Genomic DNA, 19,375 nt, shown 5'->3' with positions numbered 1-19,375 from the left:
AAACCTATTCATGACAGAAAATATTAGTAAAGAAGGATTATGATGAGTGACAAACAATTAAACCGGGTAGTCCCTTCTATGATTAAGCAGGCACTACAAGTAAATAAGAAACCATTTCCTTGGTTAAAAGCCTTTAGTGCAGGCTTAGCTGCTGCATTGCCTGTAATGATAGGATTAGCCGTTGGTAATTTGCAATATGGCTTAATTGCAGGCTTAGGTGGTTTTACCTATTTATATGTGTTTAATATTCCATATGCGCAGCGAGCAAAGAAAATCTTTTCGGTCGTTCTTGGTTTGACATTTGTTACTTATTTGGGAACGATTAGTGCACCATATCCGCTTGCAGTTGCAATTCTGATGGGGATTATTGCAGCAGTCGTCATTTTTGTGTTCGGTGCTTTAAAAATAACCGGTCCATCTGCCATCTTTTTTGTATTAGTTTTTGCCATGACAACCGGAATGCCAATCAATCCCGATGAAGCATTCTTACGAGCGGGATTAGTATTTCTTAGTGGTTGTTTATCATGGCTTATTGCCATGATCGGTTGGTTTTTTAATCCCTATGGACCAGAGTCGGGTGTGGTGACTAGAGTTTATTTGCAATTAGCTGAGCTTCTGGATTCTGTTGGAACTCCTAAATTCAATGAAGCCAAGCATAAAGTGATGGAGGTTTTAAATGAATCCGAAGAGACTCTTTCAGCGAGTTATATCCCATGGCGAACCACTGACATGTTCAATCGATTGTACCTATTAAATAATTTCGCAAACGAATTGTTCATTTATATTGTGGAACACTTCTCAAACGCCAATGCTACATTACCAAAAGAAGTAGGGCAATCTACACGACTACTTGTACAATCTTTAAACAACCGTGAAAAGCGAGTAAAAACACGTATCTTACAGCCAGAGAAAATGGATAAGCAGGTTAGTCAGTTGTTCACCACCATCTATAATGCAGACGCCATTCTTAATGAGCCTATAAGCAATGTAAAAAAATCGATTCAAATTGATAAACCCTCTCTTAAAACGATAATTATGGGGGCGTTTGATAAAAATTCAATCGTGTTTATTTCGTCTGTACGCTTTGGCGTGATAACGGCCATTGCTGCAATTTTTGCCTATCAATTTGGATTTGCTCGTTCCTATTGGGTACCGTTATCTTGCGTAGCAGTGATGTCGGGCGCCACAATTGTGTCAACATTTCATCGTGCTATTCAACGATTTTTCGGTACAGTAATTGGTATAGTTATAGCCGGGTTCGTTCTATCCTATCATCCATCTGGTTTTGTAATTACATTGTTTATTTTAGTATTAACATTTATTACTGAGTTGTTTATTGTAAAAAACTATGGATTAGCGGCACTTTTCTTCACGCCAAATGCATTGTTAATGGCTGAAAGTACAAGTCAAGAGGTGTTTAGTTTTACCTATTTTGCTCAGGCGAGATTTATTGACATTGTAATCGGAAGTGCAATTGGTTTATTAGGGGTTTATCTCGTGGGTAGAAAATCTGCTTCTAGCCGAATTCCGCATTTACTGAGCAAAACACTTCGAAGTCAAGCACAGTTTCTAATGGTACTTTTTTCGGATCAGGGAAAAGGATTTAATCCAAGACAGAGTAGAGAAAGATTGAAAATGAGAACAAATTTAAGTAATTTACAAACTTTGTATAATACCGCCTCTGGTGAGATTCCGGCTAATCGTAAGGCGTTAGATTATTACTGGCCAGTCCTATTTTCAACAAAGCAATTAGGATTTTTATTAGAAAATTGTTCAAAGGATTCCGATCGGTCGAACCTATCCGATGAGAAATCCGCACAAATTTTATTTGCATTTGAAACAATGGCAAATGCTGCAGCAAGGCATGTTTCTCCAAAGCAGGTAGTCATTCCGGAAATAGAGGGCTATCCTAGTATACATAAGGAAATCCAATTTTTACAAAAAGAACTTGGCAGATCGCGTGGGTAATGTAAGAATGGGGCTGTACTTGTAATTAAAGACACGGCAGGCGAGAACGCATATCCGCCGCCGTGGAAACTGGACTAATCGTCTATTACAGCATTTCCTTGTTCACGTAACTTTTTTAGAGATGAGATCATATGATTTATTTGTTCATCGGAATGTCTTTCCCATGAACTTAATTCAGCTATTATTTTCAAAGGACATTTAGACCTATAGGACCGAGTTGGGTTACCAGGGAACCGTTTGTCAGTTAAGTTCGGATCATTCTCAAATTCGCCTAATGGCTCTACAATATAAATTCTTTCTCTTGATCTAGCTGTTGCTAATTCAGCACCCCATTTAGCAGCATCTAATGTTGCAGTAAAATAGATATAGGTAGATTTTTTATCTTGGTAATTTGATAGGTGTTGGGGTTCTAATAAATCACCAATTTTTAGTTCTGCTTTAGTACCGTGGAAAAAAGGACCATTATCTAAAACATCTTTTATGTCATTCATATTGATACACTCCTTATATTAGCTTTGGATACCACTATAATATAGGAATTACAAAAAGAGTAGTCTATAAATACTTGATAAAGAGTAGTATAATGTAAGTAGGGAGCAAGATATCGAGCGACAGCACTTTTTGTTTGCTGGGTTTATGGACTGTTTCAAAAAGTGATAATAAACAATGGAAAGCATTACTGTAAAAAAGCAGTAATGCTTTTTTTATGATGGTAGTAGTGAAAGATAGAACATTCTTTCTGGAAATTGCACACGTATTCTAGAATGTAATAATGGACAATAATGTAAACAGTATGTACTCAGCGAATACTCTTTAGCAGTTTCTGTAATCGATCTTAATTCCCTCTCGAAGTTTTTATCTGAATTTTGATATAATTCGAAAACTTATTGGTTTATAATAATATTGGAGCACTTACTCCGAATAAAATAAGAGGAGCTGAAAAAATGCAATTTATTCCTTATTTACAGTTAAACAACGGAAGTACAAGAGAAGCAATTGGGTTTTACGAAAAGGTATTCCATGCGGAAAATTTAGGAGTTATTACTTTCGGTGAAATGCCTTCAACCGAAGATTTTCCTCTCCCTGAGGATGCAAAAGACCTTGTTGCACATGCTACGGTAAGGGTTGGAGAGTCAGTAATTATGTTTTCAGATACATTTCCAGGTCAACCATCTCAAGAAGGAAACCTGGTGACCATTTGTATCACTTTAGACAATGCAGACAAAGCTCGCGAAATTTTTGAAGCCTTACAGGATGGCGGACAAGTTGAAATGCCACTATCAGAAACAAGTTTTAGTCCTGCTTATGGGGTTATTAAAGATAAATTCGGTGTAACCTTCCAGATCTACACTGAAGGACATCAAGGTTAATACATACGGATATAGTAGAAAAACGGCTTTGTACTGATGACAAAGTCGTTTTTTTATTGTTACCAGCAATTAATTATGACGAAATATGTTCTGGAATAATCAAGAAAAACTTTTAGTAAGTCTTTTTTTGGGGATAATATCAACAGTTATCAAACTGGAGGTATTTTTTATGGAAAGTCATCATATCCGTTTAACTTCATCTGAAGTAGGAGGTTTATGGGCAAATTATATAGCTGATTCGATGTTTATTTGTGTTTATAAGTATTTTTTAGCTAAAGTCGAAGATGAGGAGATCAAAAATGTTTTATTGCATGCCTTAGATTTATCCCAACAACATGTACAAGTTGTTACGAAAATTTTTAAAGAAGAAGGCCATGCGATCCCTCTGGGGTTTACTGAAGATGATGTCAATGTGGATGCTCCTAGGCTTTTTTCAGATGAGTTCTTTTTATTTTTTACAAAGCATATGACGAAAGGTGCCTTAGTAACTTATGGTGCCATTTTGCCACATACGTTTCGTAAAGACATTAGGGAGCACTTCATGTCTTGTATTTCTTCGACAATGGAATTGTTCAATGAAGCAACAGAATTACTCCTTTCCAAAGGTTTAGAAATTCGGTCTCCTTATATACCATATTTACAAGAGGTGGATATGGTTGAAAAACAGCATTTTTTAGCGGGGTGGTGGGGTGAACAAAGACCTCTCACCGCAGCAGAGATCACTCATCTCTTCTCTAACATTCAAACGAATCACATGGGGACAGCGGTTATAACTGGTTTCGCTCAAGTTGCGAATGATAAAGAAATCCGAAATTATTTCAAGAGAGGGAAAGAAATTTCAAAGAAACAAATTGAAATTTTTAGTAAATACTTACATGAAAATGACCTTCCAGTACCTGTAACTTGGGATGTAGAAGTTCAGGACACAAGGGAATCACCTTTTTCGGATAAATTAATGTTGTTTCAAATTTCAATGATGACTGCTGCCGGTATGGGGAATTATGGGACAGCACTTTCTGCTAGTCCTAGACGTGATATTGCTGCTCAGTATGTTCGATTACAAGGAGAGATTGGTCTTTATGCCGAGGATGGTTTAAATCTTCAAATCAAGCATGCATGGTTAGAAAGACCGCCTTATGCAGCGGATAGAGATCAGTTAATGAAATAAAAGATTTTAGTGTGCGAAGATGTGAAGGCACAGATATCAGCAAGCGCAACTTGCTTTTCAACTATTGTTTGATTGAGGAGTCAAAAATCTATAAAAAAGGTTAGAAAAAAGTGAATCCAAAAGAAAAATTGTTATGGAGTATAGCTTTTCCAGGTTTTGGTCAATTACTTAACGGTAAGTATCTAAAAGGGATCATTTTTATTACATTAGAATTTATCATTAATGTTCAATCCCAATTTAATCAGATTATTTACTTTAGTTTTAATGGAGAAATAAGTAAAGCTATTGAGCATACCGAATACCAATGGCTTATGTTTTATCCTTGTATTTATTTCTTTTCCATGTGGGATGCTTACAAGGATGCGGGTGGAGGTAAAGAACCATATTCTTATTTACCATTTGCTATGTCTGCGTTTTTTGTTACGGTAGGACTTATGTATTCAGCAAAGGTAAAGTTATTTGGAATATACTTAGGAACAGTTTGGTTTCCGATGTTATGTGTCATTCCAGGGGTTTTTGTTGGAATTCTACTGAAAAAAATAGTTGTAAATAGGTAGTGAGTTGCTTTACGAATATAGTTAAAAGCAATTTAGACTCACTATCTTCCCGTTTAGCAACACATATTTTTACAATATTAATATGGAAGTGTTATAACCACTTTTCACATTATCACTTAAAACGTGTGTCCTTTTGTGTTCTCCCTACTTTTTTACCCAGTTTTTTAAACCAAGAAGATACCTTCATCGCGTAATATAGAAACAAAAACGCGCCAATCGTCATCATCGCATACCCCTGAACGGCAGGCTCGAAAGGGGTTCGCTCGTCAGGTGAGAGCTGCAAACCAATGAAAATACCCAAGTAAAGAATGAACATATCCCTTAGCGGCTCATACCATTTGACATGTCCCACCTTAACATAGATATAAAATTGTAAAAGAATGGTACAAAAAAGTGCAACAAATTCTCCTGAGCTGTTACTAAAGGACTCGCCTACGATATCCCAATGCGGAAACCAAAAACAAATCATTAGAAGCTGTAAAAAGGAGAGAAGAGTAGTAAATAAGAGACCGTTCTTCAGATTCTTTTTCTCATTTTTCTCCATGACTTTTTTCTGATCGTCTGTTAGAAAGAGATTATCCAATCTTTCAGCCTCTGAGCCAATAACGAAGGGAAGTGTTCCATCAAAATGCTTTTTTGGAATCGATTCGATGACCTCATGATTACTTGGGGTAGCTGTTAAAGCTTTATCCGTATGGTAAATCTCAACCCCATGCCTTTGAAAAACATCAATCCAATCATTAAGGGATTTCTCGTCTGCATGAGGAAAGCTTGTAACTTTCACTTGATTGCTGGTATCGAGCCCGTAGATAAAGACTTTAGCGGATCGTACCGGAACAAATTTTGTCCTCAAATTATAATTTTCGCCACTATGAATCTTGGACTTTGCTTTTAATCGATAGTCCATACCGATTAATACATATTTCATATTTTCATATGGAATGGATATGTGGTGTCCTTCATTCTCCTTTTTGTCCTTCACATAGGAATCATACCCGTTTTCACCGAGCTGTATGTTAATAACAATGTCTTGGTATTTTCGTAAATTCTTATAACCGAACCATGAAAACTCAAGAAAGACAACACCTATCGCAAAAAGTAGCATGGATAAACTCAATCCTGTTTCGGAAACTTCTTTTACAGCTAAAACAAACACACCGATTCCAATAATAAAGAAAATGAAAATCAATCCTATATGGCAACCAATGGCCCACTTAGGCAGCTGATTCGTAAACTTTCGATTATCCTTTGTTTGTAATTCCATCAACCAATAGCCCCTTTCCTTTCTTTATTTTACCAAAAAGAGGTTGGGAAAAAGGGCTTATATTGATTAGGTCTATGGTAGGGTTCTTGCTATCTTATTTGAAGGTGGAGATGTTTTAGATAAATAAAAACCTATATAAACTTTCACAATATTAGAAAGTAAGAAAATAGTTGATTGAAATCAAAACTTGTTAATTATAAACTGGTTATTAAGTAAGGTAATCGCGAATATAAAGGGAGTTTATGTAACTAGAGGTTACGAAAAATAGGTCGTAGTTATTGGAAGGATTAATCTCCAGAATCCAATATAGAAAGGACTGGGACAAGGGACCTGTCCCTCTGTCCCGCAGGTGAGAGTATGAAGGCAAGGTATAATAATTTGAATGATGTGTCGAATAAGAAATCGTTTCGGGATATGCGAAAGTGGCAGAAGGAAAGACGAAGGAAAGTGAAGGATTTAACTGAAAATATACCGCAATGTACAGAAAAAAGGATCCAAGAAGTGAAGGGAAATAGAAGCCGAACTTCTTATACCTGGATTGGGCATTCTACCTTTTTGCTACAACTTGGTGGTCTTAATATACTTACTGATCCGGTATGGGCGAAACGAATGGGTTTTCAGAAGCGGTTAACTGATCCTGGAATTCCGTTGGAAGATTTGCCGGAAATCGATGTTGTGGTTATTTCGCATGGTCATTATGACCATCTAGACTTTCCAACTTTGAAAAAGCTAAAAGGAAATCCGACCTATTTTGTTCCCATTGGCTTGAAATCTCTTTTTATAAAAAAGGGGTATCAACATGTAAGAGAAATGAGTTGGTGGGAATCAGTAGAATACAAGGGGATTAACATCCATTTTGTCCCAGCTCAGCACTGGACAAGAAGGTCGATTAACGATATGAATACGTCCCATTGGGGTGGCTGGATATTTCAAACGACCAGTGAAACGTTTTATTTTGTCGGGGATACAGGCTATTTCTCCGGTTTTAAGGAAATAGCTGCACGTTTTATGATTGATATCGTATTCATGCCAATCGGTGCCTATGAGCCGGAATGGTTTATGGCAGACTCGCATATTTCTCCAGAAGATAGTGTAAAGGCATTTATCGAACTAGAAGCGAAGCAGTTTGTTCCCATGCACTATGGTGCATATCGATTGGCAGATGATACAGGGCCCGAAGCCTTAGAGCGATTACTACGAGAATGGGAAAAACGCCAACTGCCGAAGGAGCAATTGAAGGTTTTAGCAATAGGGGAAACCTTGATGGACTGAGAGTGGAGAAATAGTTTCGATGGATGATAGTAGTTAAACCTACACGAATACAGCAATTGAAATGAGAACACAGGAGGTACGCGGTATGAAAATCAATAGAATAGATCATGTGAGTATCAACGTAAATGATCTTTCAGCGGCTAAAACGTTTTTTCTTGATTTAGGACTTGAAGTGCAAGCGGAATGGGAATTGGATGGAGAACAGTTAGACAGGATAGTTGGGCTAAATAATGTGAAAACAGCATGTGTCGGGATGGGGATGCCAGATGGATTGGCCTGGATAGAGCTTGTCAAATTTTATACGCCACCTTCAGAAGATATTCAGCGACCTTTAGCAAATACCCTAGGTATACGACATATTTGCTTTGCTGTTGAGGATATAGAAGTCATTATTGAAAGGTTGAAAAAGAAGGGCACAGAAATTTTTAGTGAGATACAGCAGTATGAAGAAAGTTATAAGCTATGCTATGTTCGCGGTCCAGAGGGAATTATTTTAGAGTTGGCGGAGAAAATTAGATAAATATTGAATGGGACCCTGAATGATTTAATCCCAAATTTTCATGTGTTTCTACTTAAACTTATGAGGGAAATAGTTGAAGATCAGAGCTGTCAAAAAGGCAGATTTATCGTGTTGTATAAACGAAGCAGATTAATTGGAAGAAGTAATAATGAAAAAAATTCAATATTACTGGGTGATTTTTGGATTGAGTTTGAGAGACTAGCGGTACAGAAGTGTTGATACTTCACAAAGACTCATGATATGTATGATCTATTATTATAAAAAGTTAATATTTTTCACATGAATTTTCTGAAATCATCAATCTTTTTAATTGAGAATTATTATCACTTATTGTATAGTAGGTAGGAATGATACATATTCATTGAGAAGGAGATTATACAATGCAAATATACTGGACTAAAATAAATAAGATTATTGAGGAAACTCCTGAGGTTAAAACGTACCTGCTCGACTGTCCGGAAGACTTTACTTGGGAGGAAGGTTCCCACACTCACTTTGCACTGAAAGGTTTTAACGCTGGAGATAAACCAAATAAGAGCTTGGTTCGTCATATGTCTATCTCTACTTTACCGTACGAAAATGCAATCGGTATCACAACACGGATCAGAGAGCAGTGCTCTGAGTTTAAATCGATTTTAAGAAATCTTGAAGTAGGCAATGAAGTTGCACTATTTAAAACACATTCAAATGTACCGCTGAAAAGGGAAGACAAAAATATTTACTTGCTTTCATCAGGTGTCGGGCTGGCAACTTTTAGACCGCTTGTTCTTAAATATTTCGAAAGTGATACCAACGTCAATCAAATTCATTCTCTAAATATTGATTCATCGAAAGAATTCCTATTCACTAATATTTTTAAATCGGCACCTGACAAGAACTTCACGGCTCAGTTCGTCGATAACCGTAAAGACTATTATGAAGCACTGCAAAATCTTACTGCAGATAAGAATGGACTTTTCTATGTTGTGGGTAGCGAAGATTTCGTTGTCCAGAATATTGAAGTACTGCGTGCGCAGGATATCAAGCCAGAACAAATTATCCTTGATAAGCGCGAAAAAGAATTGTCTAAATTTTTTCCAACTGATTTATCAATTTAAGAGGCCATTTAAGTAAGTTTGTTATTTTGGATATGAAGGTTTTAGGACTTACAAGAATATGTTAAAATTATTAAAAAATGGAAAGTAGGCATTGAGATATGGAAGGTTATAATGTAGCTTCGCTATTCTTTTTGGGTATAGTTATTATTCTTGTAGTCTTATTCGTAGTTTCTTTCACGCTTTTTATCCGGAGAATACTTATCAAGTCTTCTATCAAAAGGAATCAATCAGTAGAGATTGAAAAGAAACTTGATAAAATCATAGATTTACTTGAAAAGGATAAAAACTACTAAAGAAAATGAGGAAGACCTTCACATATCAACTGTATGGCGGTTATTTTTGGCAAGTATAAATAAGGATATGTTTAACCGGTTTTTCAAATGCTAAATTTTTTTCAAATTGAAGCCATTTATACGTAAAGAAACGGGTACGCTAGTAAAACTAGAATACATAAGAATACATATATAAAACACCGATTTAATTTCGGTGTTTTTTGTATGGAAATATATGAAGAAACATCTTTTGTAACAAAATGAACAATAACATCGTCAAACATTATAGGAGTAGGCGTTTAATTTAAAATAGAGTTGGAGGGTTATAATGAGATTTTCTTTTTTGTTAATCGTGTTATTTACTCTGAGTTCCTGTTCTAATGATACTACGAATGAGTACGGAAGGAATAACCATGTAGAGTCAGGAGACAGTAACACAGTTAGTGCTATAAATAGTCAGAGTAGATCCGGCAATGAACAAAATGATCCTGAATATGTAGCTAAAAATGAAGGTGAACTGTCTGAGTTGGATCTTGAAATGGCTTATAAAATGTGTATGAGAGTGCTTACTGACTATTACAAAGCTGTCTGGAACGGATTGGATATTGAACTAGAACCATTTATCGATAACGATAACCTTAAACAGTATACCCAAACGAAAATTCAATCCCAACATGATGTGAAAGGCAATTTAAATGACAATGTCAAAAATATTGAGATAGGTGTTTGGGAAGGGGAGTATACTGACGATGCGGATGGAGGTTTCCTCTATTTAAAAGTACCTGTGGAAGTTAATAAGGCTCAAGGTAGTTATGGTGAAGTCACTGAATTTCTTGTACGTAACATAAACGGTAAGTTAGTGATTGTTGATTGGTATTCTAGTACAAAAGACGGTTATGATTTCTTGGTGCGTGGAGAAAATCTAACGATTGACGACCCTGCTATATGGAATGAAAGTAAATGGGTAAAGAATTTACATAATAAGCAGGTTGAATTCTCGGGGTCAACTCGATAGATTGATATTTACAGCTATGTGGCAATCAAAGTTTATTCGTTAAATATAGGAGTAGAAAAATGGTTAAAGTAATAGAATTATCAAGTGACGAAGTAATACAAAAAGTAGCAGAACTCTATAAAGAAGTATGGAATAGGGAAGATCATTCAATTAAAGAACGGATTTTAAAACATAGCTCAAATAAGGGGTTTAGAGGGTTTGCAATCCTGTCTAAAGAAGATAGAGTAATAGGTTTCGCTTATGGTTATACTTCATTACCTGGACAGTTTTATCATGAGTTACTTGCAAAGGAATTTAATTCAGAAGAATATCATGATTGGTTACAAGATTGTTTTGAATTTGTTGAGTTAGCAGTCCATCCATCATATAGAAAACAGGGTCTTGGTAAAATGCTAATTACAAAACTAGTAGAAGGCGTTGACAATAGCACCACAATTCTAACAACGCAAATCAATAATACTTCCGCACGTTCACTATATGAATCATTGCAATGGAAGGTTCTAAAAGAACCTTTTTATCCAAGCAGTTTGGAACATCCATATGTGATAATGGGTAAAGAACTAAGGTAGTCCTTTTTAAAAGAAAAATGTGTAATCGTCCGAAACTATAAGAGATACATATAAGAAATACAACGATTGGCTATTAGATTAAGACAGAAATGAAATAAACGAGATTTTCAAATGAAGTAAGTTTCTTGTTTAACTAAACGGTGCGTTGATCTAAATAGGATTAATACCTTCTCTTATTCTACTTTTTGAAAATTCTATAATTTGTTATAATGTACGTTGTAAGTAAAGTAATTAGGTGTGCAGAGGGAGTGCTTGAAAATATGGAATACATAACACTTAATAATGGGTTGAAAATGCCAATTGTAGGTACAGGTACAAATACTTATGGAAAAGAAAATAACGACTATAACGGGGAGTTAACAAATGAAATTCCTGAACTAGTATCAGCACTTGAGCTGGGTTACCGTTCAATAGACGCAGCCATCATTTATCGAAACGAAGAACTTGTCGGAAGAGTTTTAGCAGAAAGCAAAGTGCCTCGAGAAGAGTTATTCATTACGACAAAAGTTCCAGGCAACGAAGAATATATTTCTTCAAAGGAAGCTACTCGAGCAGCTATCGATAACAGTCTAAAAAACTTCCAAACAGACTATATCGACCTGCTTCTAATTCACTTCCCTATCGAAGACAAAGTACTACTTAAAAACACTTGGGAAGTCTTTGAGGAATATTACGAAGCGGGCAAACTGAAAGCAATCGGTGTTTCAAACTTTGGGAAAAATCATCTAGATGAATTAAAAGAATTTGCTAAAGTAAAGCCAGCTGTTAATCAAATCCAAGTTAACTTAAAAGAACCTAACAAAGATCTCCTTGCCGTATTAAAAGACGAGGGCATTACCCCTGTTGCATGGGGACCTATGAAAACCGAACCTCATCAGAAAGAAGTTTTGGATGAAATCGGTAAATCCTATAAAAAGTCTGGCGCACAAGTCTTATTAAAATACCAAATTCAACGCGGTGTGATCGTTATTCCTAAATCTCACAACCGTGAAAATCAAGCATCTAATTTAGATCTTTTCGATTTCGTATTATCTGCAGAAGATATAGAAAAAATTGAAAGTTTATAATTAATTAGTCCTTCATCCTAGTGATACTAATAATATCGCTAGGATTTTGATTTTTCTAAAACAATGATTTTGGAGTAGTAACGTATTTTTTTGAACTAAAGGAGCGGGTTAGATTATAAATGGAAGTATTTTAGGAGGCGGACTGTTTATGAATAAACTTTTGTATCTACTTTTGATCGTCATCTTAATTTCTGGATGTAACACAAACGGAGGTTCTTACCAAGCAATTCTTATTTATAATAACGATAGATTTATTCTTAAAGGTTATGATGATAAAAATGAATATACGATTGATAAACACATTGGGATTGTTGCAAACAAAGTAAATCCTAATGTCATGCCAAGCATTCACCTACGGTCAAATTATTTGGATCAAGGTACAGAGTTGTTTAGTTCAAAAGAAGATAATTCAGTCATATTAGCCAAACGTAATGATCAAATTGAAGTCTTCCTAAAAGAATCCTCCGATTAAACTACCAGGTGCGTTAATCCAAAAAGGGAAAATGCTTTTCTTGTTGAAGTAATTAAACTAATGGGGCAGTATTGTTTAACAAGGAGTACCCTCAGTTTTATCTTGTTATAGAAATATACATAAGGAGTTTAGCAATGGAAAAGTGGGATTTATATGATAAGCATCGTAATAATATAGAGAAACAAATAACTCGTGGAGATGAAATGGCATCAGACGAGTTTCATTTAGTAGTACACGTATGTATATTTAATTCAAAAGGAGAGATGCTCATTCAGCAGCGTCAACCCTTTAAGCAAGGATGGTCGAACCTTTGGGATATCACTTGTGGTGGTAGTGCGGTTGCAGGCGATACAAGTCAGCAGGCTGCTTCAAGAGAGTTGTTCGAGGAGTTGGGGATTCATTATAACTTTGAAAAGATACGTCCACTATTTACTATTAACTTTGAACGTGGCTTTGATGATTTTTATTTAATTGAATATGACTTTGATTTGAATGAATTGAAGTTACAGACCGAAGAGGTACAAGCAGCCAAATGGGCTACTAAAGAGGAAATCATAAAGTTGATCGAACAAAAAAAATTTATACCTTATTATGAGAGTTTCATTGCGTTTCTTTTTGAGGGGCGGCATCATTATGGCTGTATTCGTCCTTAAGATGTGTAATTTTGCATTGATAAAGCAATTAAGTAATTAAGTTTATAAAGGCATAAAAAAGATGTGAAGTATTGTACTTAAAGTAATGAGTGCGTTGATCCAAGTAGGATTGACCACCCTTTTTGTTGAGTTCCTTATTGAACAAAACGGCGCAGGTTAGTTGAACAGCCATTATTAGCTTTTATTTAACTTTCGGACCAGATTTCTTAACAACTTCTTTTTGGCGTACCGCCACCATTTCGAACCTGTTTACGCTATGCAGAGTAAAACTTAAAAAGTCGATACCTTATGTATATTAAAGGAATCGACTTTTAAATTTATGAAATCAAGATGACTTATTTACTTTATCGAATATAATATCTATTTATGAAATTGTTTTGTTAGTCTAATTACCACCTCTTATATTAAGGAGAATTCTTTACAATGAAAACATTATTACTGACACGTACAGAAATACAAAACCTATTGGAACCTTTAGAGCTTTACCCAGATCTTAAAAAAGCCTTTGTTTCATATTCGTTAAATCGTAGAATCCCAGCGCAAAGGGCTCGTTCCATCCTTCCTCAAGATAACACCAGTGTAATGCTCTTGTTCCCTGGACTCATCTCAAATATTCCAGCATATACAGTAAAAGATCATGCGAAATTTCCAACTCAATCTCCTTCTATTAAAGGTGTAATAAACCTCCATGATCTAGAAACTGGACATTTATTAGCGATAATGGATTCTACCTATATTACTGCTATTCGAACAGGCTTATCAGGTGCTATAGGTACTCATATATTAGCAAGAAGGGATGCTGATCATGTAGCAATTATTGGCGCAGGAGTCCAAGGTACACTTCAACTTCGCTCTCTTACCTATTTTAGAGAAATCACTAGAGTATTTGTTTATGACACTTCATTTGAGAAGGCATGTTTTTTTGCGGAAAATATTACTGAGGAGTTAAAGATTCCGATAACTGTCTGTAATAGTGTTGAAGAAGCAACAAACGAAGCGGATATTATTATAACTGCTACATGGGCAAGAGAGGCTTTTGTGTTTTCTAGCATGGTTAAAAAAGGTGTACATATTACGACTCTTGGTCCGGATGAGCCGGGTAAATGTGAAGTTAGTGCAGAGTTAATTGAAAAATCCATGTTTATTTGTGATGATAAAGATCTTGCTGTGCAAATGGGAGCTATAGGTGGAGTAGGATTAACAGAGGTTAACATACATGCTGAAATTGGTGAGGTTATTAACGACCAAAGTTTAGGAAGAACAAATGACGACCAAATTACAGTATATGGATGTGTGGGGTTAGCTTTTCAAGATTTAGTGGGAGCATGGCATGTCTACCAGAAAGCTAAAGAATTAAAACAAGGCCGATATATTGATTTTTTAGGATAGGGAGATTTATTCTAATTCTTCTTCAACTAACGGAAAGGTTAGTTCAACAGTGATTTTTAACTTGTGTTCAACAATCGGGCCATATTAAGGAATACGATATTGTGAATATGTTATTAAGTATTGTGTTAGTTTTAATTGTTGCCTTAGCACTTTCATTTTCTGATGTTAGTTTAGAAGTAGTTAGCCAGAACGTACCTGTAATAAGTGGATGGACTACAAAAGATTGCAATAAAAATCCCGGATCAATTTTACTAAGTAATATTGATCCGGGATTTTAGTTTTTATTTACACAGATGCTTCTTCTATGTCTGCTTTCAATTCTTTAAACCATTTTAAGTTCACTAAATGGTGTGAACGAGAATTTTCGTTCATGCGACGAAAATAATCAATTTTACCAGGTAATTCTTTAGTGCTAGCTAGGTATTCATTGAGAAGAGCAACTCTGGCTTCAGTTTGATCAATTTGTGATTGGATTAATTCTAATAATTTATTTTTATCGAATTCATCTGCAAAGAGTAATGCCCCATAGAATTGTAAGTTTACATACTCGGATTTAGTCCCATATTTGGCCATTAATTTTTCGAATTCTTCTATTCCTAAAGACGTGATTTTAAAGGTGTGAATTTCACGCCCATTGTTTGGACGTATTTGATGTGTTTGTTCAATCAAACCTTTTTCTTCAAGTTGTTGCAAATTGTAATAAAATGATCCTTTAGTGAATTTAACGATATATTTATAATGTCGTTTTTCCATTAAACTTAATAGTTCGTATCCATGAGTGCCAGGGTTTTGAATAAGTAAGCCAAGGATAAGTAAGGGAATCAAGGGTGCATTACCTTCGCCATTTGTGCTTCAAATTCAGCGTATGTGATTTTACCTAGAGCCAAATTCATACTGTGAATATAAATTTGTTCAGTTTTCGAATAGTTATTGTTTATTTTTAGTGATTGATTTTCATCCGAAAGAGGCTCTAAGATATGACACTTTTTCGAAAATGCTTCGAAGTAGCGATAACCGAATTTTCGTTGGGAAACGGCGTTCAAATGAATACCATCTGGATTGGCAGTTAGACCTTTTGCTGATACAAAATAACAATTTTGCTGCTCATGAGCGAATCGACGTAATTGGTCGTTGATTTCTTGAAACTCTGATGAGTACTTTCCGAAACCTGATTTTCCTAGAAAATCACCAAGCTCACCAATGATTAATGGGACATTTTGAAGGTTTAATTCTTTACGTAGTGTTTCAATGATAAGAGATAACTTTTCATAATACGTTTCATGTAGAGAATTATTGCTATCACTTTCACCTTGATGCCAAAGTATGCCACAAATTTCACTAGTTTCAAGAGCAAATCGAGCTTCAGATAAAGCATGTTGAAAAAGAATACCCTGCGGATGCCAATCGTTCAAGGAACTGCCACCTTCCGCACAAGGAATCAAACCAATTTCTTCATCCGGGTTGGCATTCGACCATGCCTCTGCAAAAGATGCTGCTAGACTTACACCAGCAACAGGGCGGTCATAATTAATCGGCTCTGTCATCATTTGCCACTGACCGTTTCGAAGCATTTTTATTTTTTCATTATAGATAGGTTCTACCTCATGCAAGAATCCACGACCTGCCATATTTGATTGCCCTAACATTAAAAAAGATTTTATCATTTAATTTTCAATCCTTTACATAATAGTCTAATTAGACTTCAATATTATAGAGTCTAATTAGACTATCGTCAACTCACTATTGTTAGTATATTTTTAATTACGAATTAATATAGAACTGTCAAAGTTCTAATAAGTACTGAAAGAAAAATATAGCAGTTTTAATTAACAAGAGTAAAATTTTTATATTTTTTCATTTGGTGCGTTATTTTACTTTTTCTCTAGTTTCTTTCACTTCAGTATTAAACCAAATAGATACCTTCAGAGCATTAAGTATTGTGGAAAACCTAAGTAATGGAGGGTTTTTGGATAAGATCACTTTTTGTCGAATATTTTATGTAACATATTTTGCAAGTGTTTGATATAATACTAATAACAATTAACAAAATGTTAATTAATAATCAGTGGCACTGAGGTGAGTAAGTATGAGTGAGGATTTGTTGAATTATGATGTGAGTAAATATCGGACTCCTGATGGGTATACAAGTGATATTGCAGTTTTTACGATTATTTCAACAGAGGTAGGTCCTTATAGGCCCCCAGAAAAAACATTAAAACTTATGTTGATTAAGCGAGCGGTGAAAACAAATGAAGGTGAGCCTAATATTGAAAGAGGGAAATGGGCGTTGCCTGGTGGGTTTATTAAGCCTGAGGAAACGGCTTATGATGCAGCTGTTCGCGAATTAAGAGAAGAAACGGGTGTAGACGGTTTAAAGGTCAAACACTTTGGCGTTTATGATAAATTGGGTCGTGATAAGCGGGGCTGGATTATTTCGAATGGTCATTATGCGATCGTTCCAGAAAATAAGCTTGTCAAAAGGAGAGCAGCAGATGACGCAGCCGAGGTAGCGTTATTCTCGATGGATGAAGTGTTTAAGCTAGATCTTGCCTTTGATCACAAGGAAATTATTGATGATGCGTTATGGTTCATCAAAAAGGATATGTCTTTAACAACGCTCGCGAAAAACTTTTTACCAAAGGAATTTGTCTTGTCTGAGCTGCAAGGGGTATTGCTAACGGTTATGGATGAGCCTTGGTTAAAGCTAGATGCTCAGTTTTTCAGGAAGGCTCCAACACTTCCGTTTATTGAAAAAGTCGTGAAGAATGGAGAGCCGCAAAAAACGAATCGATGGTCAAAAAATAAAGCACAGCTCTATCGATTTAATGATTTTGATCCATATGTATCCATCTATAATGCTAAATATTAAATTTTTTTCTTTATTATAATTAACAATTTGTTAATTAATAATCATTATGGAGTGAAGCAAAATGAAGCTTTTAAAAGACTGGACGTTGTTTGAAAAGCTATGGCTTGTGACGTTTACGCTTGTGAATGTGTATTTGTTTTTTGTCTGGGATGATACGCTTCTTGGATTTATTACTTCGATTTCAGGAATGCTTTGTGTGGTGTTGGTTGCGAAAGGTAAGATCAGTAATTACTATTTTGGAATTATCCAAACCGGAACCTATGCATATATCGCTTACGGATATGGCCTATATGGCGAGGTTATGTTAAATGCCTTGTTTTATTTTCCACTACAGTTTGTAGGACTTTATTTATGGACGAAACATAAAGCAAAACAAACTGTACAAGGGGAAGAAATTCAAGTCAGTGTATTAACGAAAAAAGGCTGGACCCTTACGTTATCTTCATTCGTCGTCATCTTTGTTCTATACGCATACCTTCTAGAAAAAATTGGGGGAAATGTCGTCTGGATTGATTCAGCAACGACGACATTATCGGTGATTGCCCAGATTTTAATGCTCAAACGATTCACTGAACAATGGTTATTTTGGATTGCGGTGAATGTATTATCCATTGCACTATGGCTGAAGGCATTGATTTTACAGGGAGGAAACGATGTATCGATGCTTGTCATGTGGTCAGCGTTCCTGATCAATAGTATTTATGGATATTACAATTGGTCGAAAGTGTATAAAAAGCAGAAGGGGGAGAAAATGGCATGAAAAAGGTTGGATTTTACGGTGGAAAGTTTTTACCTTTGCATCAAGGTCATGTGTACGCCATCATCAAAGCTTCCACGATGGTCGATGAATTGTATGTCGTGTTGTCACATAGTGAAAAAAGGGACGGAGAACTTTGTGAAGAGAGCAAGTTTCCTTATATTCCAAGTCGGATCCGGCTGCGCTGGCTTTCGCAACTGACGAAGGATATGAAGAACGTCAAGGTCATCGAAGTGGAGGATTATGATGGAGATGACGATTATGATTGGAAGGAAGGGGCCGCGAAAATAAAAGAGGCGATCGGGAAGAACATTGATGTGGTATTCAGTTCTGAAATGGGATATGACCCGATTTTTCAAGAACTCTATCCGGAGGCAACGCATGCGTTGATTGATGAAAAAAGGGAACAGTTTCCGATATCGGCAACAGAGATTCGAAGTAAGGGAGTGTTTACTTTCTGGGACTACATTCCCGAGGTAGCAAAACCGTATTTCGTCAAAAAGGTCGTCATATTGGGCACGGAAAGTTGTGGAAAATCAACGCTTACGAGAAATCTAGCACTCATGTATAACACGACGTATGTAAGTGAATATGGCAGGGAAATCTGTGAAGAGCTAGGCGGTTGTGATGGAATTATGGTAGACGAGGATTACCCCCTCATCGCATATGGTCATAAATTAAAAGAATATGAAGCTAGTAAACAAGCCAATAAAATTGTCTTTATTGACACCGAAGCAACTGTCACTCAATTTTATTCAGAGCTTTATAATCGTAAAACACAACAGGTCCTAGCAGAGATCGCCAAGCTCCAAAATTACGATCTATGCCTCTTTTTAGAACCAGACGTCAAATGGGTGGATGATGGGTTAAGGGTGCATGGGGAACAAAAAGTTCGCGAAGAAAATAATCAGCGCTTGAAGCAATTATTGAAAGAATACGGAATTCCGTTCGTGAGCATAAGCGGGAGCTATCAAGAACGGTTAGATAAGGCGATTGAGTTAATTCGGGAAAGGGTGGGGGTTTAGAGTTAGATAAATCAATTAATTAGGCTCCTAGTATTGAAGAGTAATTCGCGAAAGATACAACAAACATGAGA

21 protein-coding genes are annotated in these 19,375 nt (G+C 35.9%); 17 read left to right on the top strand and 4 right to left on the bottom strand.

Annotation, left to right across the window (positions count from 1 at the left end; translation table 11 throughout):
- Nucleotides 1–42: 42 nt before the first annotated feature.
- Entirely contained in the window at nucleotides 43–1,968 is a 1,926-nt protein-coding gene (locus ACFSFW_RS24030; protein ID WP_388042166.1) for an FUSC family protein, read from the top strand.
- 74 nt (nucleotides 1,969–2,042) lie between these two features.
- On the opposite strand, the gene arr is transcribed toward ACFSFW_RS24030, so the two are convergent.
- Nucleotides 2,043–2,459: an NAD(+)--rifampin ADP-ribosyltransferase gene (gene arr / locus ACFSFW_RS24025; RefSeq protein ID WP_388042165.1), complete on the bottom strand. Its 417-nt coding sequence runs from the start codon at nucleotides 2,457–2,459 to the stop codon at nucleotides 2,043–2,045.
- Between the two features lie 453 nt (nucleotides 2,460–2,912).
- Here arr and ACFSFW_RS24020 point away from each other — a divergent pair, with 453 nt between their 5' ends.
- The 3 genes from ACFSFW_RS24020 to ACFSFW_RS24010 all read left to right on the top strand — a co-directional run bounded on the left by ACFSFW_RS24020 (nucleotide 2,913) and on the right by ACFSFW_RS24010 (nucleotide 5,063).
- Nucleotides 2,913–3,338, top strand: a complete 426-nt coding sequence (locus ACFSFW_RS24020; protein WP_388042163.1) for a VOC family protein — start codon at nucleotides 2,913–2,915, stop codon at nucleotides 3,336–3,338.
- A gap of 169 nt (nucleotides 3,339–3,507) precedes the next feature.
- Nucleotides 3,508–4,506 carry a DUF3231 family protein gene (locus ACFSFW_RS24015; protein WP_388042162.1) on the top strand — a complete coding sequence of 333 codons (999 nt, stop codon included), beginning with the start codon at nucleotides 3,508–3,510 and terminating at the stop codon, nucleotides 4,504–4,506.
- A gap of 110 nt (nucleotides 4,507–4,616) precedes the next feature.
- The gene (locus tag ACFSFW_RS24010; protein ID WP_304217208.1) at nucleotides 4,617–5,063 is read left to right on the top strand and encodes a hypothetical protein; all 447 of its coding nucleotides are present in this window, start codon (nucleotides 4,617–4,619) and stop codon (nucleotides 5,061–5,063) included.
- Between the two features lie 112 nt (nucleotides 5,064–5,175).
- On the opposite strand, the gene ACFSFW_RS24005 is transcribed toward ACFSFW_RS24010, so the two are convergent.
- A complete protein-coding gene (locus tag ACFSFW_RS24005) occupies nucleotides 5,176–6,327 on the bottom strand; it encodes a hypothetical protein (protein ID WP_388042160.1) in 1,152 nt (383 codons plus the stop codon).
- Nucleotides 6,328–6,684: 357 nt separating this feature from the next.
- Here ACFSFW_RS24005 and ACFSFW_RS24000 point away from each other — a divergent pair, with 357 nt between their 5' ends.
- The 10 genes from ACFSFW_RS24000 (at nucleotide 6,685) to ACFSFW_RS23950 (ending at nucleotide 14,653) form a co-directional block, all read left to right on the top strand.
- A complete protein-coding gene (locus tag ACFSFW_RS24000; protein WP_388042159.1) occupies nucleotides 6,685–7,599 on the top strand; it encodes an MBL fold metallo-hydrolase in 915 nt (304 codons plus the stop codon).
- 85 nt (nucleotides 7,600–7,684) lie between these two features.
- A complete protein-coding gene (locus tag ACFSFW_RS23995) occupies nucleotides 7,685–8,119 on the top strand; it encodes a VOC family protein (RefSeq protein ID WP_388042158.1) in 435 nt (144 codons plus the stop codon).
- Nucleotides 8,120–8,499: 380 nt separating this feature from the next.
- Entirely contained in the window at nucleotides 8,500–9,216 is a 717-nt protein-coding gene (locus tag ACFSFW_RS23990; RefSeq protein ID WP_388042156.1) for a dihydropteridine reductase, read from the top strand.
- A 98-nt stretch (nucleotides 9,217–9,314) separates the two neighbouring features.
- Nucleotides 9,315–9,509 (top strand): DUF4083 family protein, encoded by a 195-nt coding sequence (locus ACFSFW_RS23985; protein ID WP_388042154.1) that lies wholly within the window; start codon nucleotides 9,315–9,317, stop codon nucleotides 9,507–9,509.
- Between the two features lie 307 nt (nucleotides 9,510–9,816).
- A complete protein-coding gene (locus ACFSFW_RS23980; protein WP_388042153.1) occupies nucleotides 9,817–10,503 on the top strand; it encodes a hypothetical protein in 687 nt (228 codons plus the stop codon).
- A 59-nt stretch (nucleotides 10,504–10,562) separates the two neighbouring features.
- Nucleotides 10,563–11,072 (top strand): GNAT family N-acetyltransferase, encoded by a 510-nt coding sequence (locus ACFSFW_RS23975; RefSeq protein WP_388042151.1) that lies wholly within the window; start codon nucleotides 10,563–10,565, stop codon nucleotides 11,070–11,072.
- Between the two features lie 260 nt (nucleotides 11,073–11,332).
- Nucleotides 11,333–12,139, top strand: a complete 807-nt coding sequence (locus ACFSFW_RS23965) for an aldo/keto reductase (RefSeq protein WP_388042149.1) — start codon at nucleotides 11,333–11,335, stop codon at nucleotides 12,137–12,139.
- 148 nt (nucleotides 12,140–12,287) lie between these two features.
- On the top strand, nucleotides 12,288–12,611 hold the full coding sequence (locus ACFSFW_RS23960; RefSeq protein WP_388042147.1) for a hypothetical protein: 324 nt from the start codon (nucleotides 12,288–12,290) through the stop codon (nucleotides 12,609–12,611).
- A gap of 134 nt (nucleotides 12,612–12,745) precedes the next feature.
- Nucleotides 12,746–13,264 (top strand): NUDIX hydrolase, encoded by a 519-nt coding sequence (locus tag ACFSFW_RS23955; RefSeq protein WP_388042145.1) that lies wholly within the window; start codon nucleotides 12,746–12,748, stop codon nucleotides 13,262–13,264.
- Between the two features lie 423 nt (nucleotides 13,265–13,687).
- Nucleotides 13,688–14,653: an ornithine cyclodeaminase family protein gene (locus ACFSFW_RS23950; protein WP_388042143.1), complete on the top strand. Its 966-nt coding sequence runs from the start codon at nucleotides 13,688–13,690 to the stop codon at nucleotides 14,651–14,653.
- A 285-nt stretch (nucleotides 14,654–14,938) separates the two neighbouring features.
- Here ACFSFW_RS23950 and ACFSFW_RS23945 read toward each other — a convergent pair whose 3' ends face one another.
- Together ACFSFW_RS23945 and ACFSFW_RS23940 are read right to left on the bottom strand one after the other, a co-directional pair.
- The gene (locus ACFSFW_RS23945; protein ID WP_304217260.1) at nucleotides 14,939–15,478 is read right to left on the bottom strand and encodes a helix-turn-helix transcriptional regulator; all 540 of its coding nucleotides are present in this window, start codon (nucleotides 15,476–15,478) and stop codon (nucleotides 14,939–14,941) included.
- The gene (locus ACFSFW_RS23940; protein WP_388042141.1) at nucleotides 15,475–16,317 is read right to left on the bottom strand and encodes a sialate O-acetylesterase; all 843 of its coding nucleotides are present in this window, start codon (nucleotides 16,315–16,317) and stop codon (nucleotides 15,475–15,477) included. Before ACFSFW_RS23940 ends, ACFSFW_RS23945 begins: the two co-directional genes overlap by 4 nt.
- A 422-nt stretch (nucleotides 16,318–16,739) precedes the next feature.
- Here ACFSFW_RS23940 and ACFSFW_RS23935 point away from each other — a divergent pair, with 422 nt between their 5' ends.
- From ACFSFW_RS23935 to nadR, 3 genes are all read left to right on the top strand, one after another.
- Entirely contained in the window at nucleotides 16,740–17,522 is a 783-nt protein-coding gene (locus ACFSFW_RS23935; protein WP_304217266.1) for an NUDIX domain-containing protein, read from the top strand.
- Nucleotides 17,523–17,583: 61 nt separating this feature from the next.
- A complete protein-coding gene (pnuC, locus tag ACFSFW_RS23930) occupies nucleotides 17,584–18,282 on the top strand; it encodes a nicotinamide riboside transporter PnuC (RefSeq protein WP_388042139.1) in 699 nt (232 codons plus the stop codon).
- The gene (gene nadR, locus ACFSFW_RS23925) at nucleotides 18,279–19,304 is read left to right on the top strand and encodes a multifunctional transcriptional regulator/nicotinamide-nucleotide adenylyltransferase/ribosylnicotinamide kinase NadR (protein WP_388042138.1); all 1,026 of its coding nucleotides are present in this window, start codon (nucleotides 18,279–18,281) and stop codon (nucleotides 19,302–19,304) included. Before pnuC ends, nadR begins: the two co-directional genes overlap by 4 nt.
- Nucleotides 19,305–19,375: the final 71 nt, after the last annotated feature.

This window comes from Ferdinandcohnia salidurans, from assembly GCF_042680725.1.
GTDB classification, from domain to species: Bacteria; Bacillota; Bacilli; order Bacillales; family Bacillaceae_L; genus Ferdinandcohnia; species Ferdinandcohnia salidurans.
Note: the sequence above shows the minus strand (reverse complement) of the source record. Positions and strands in the feature narration are given on the sequence as shown.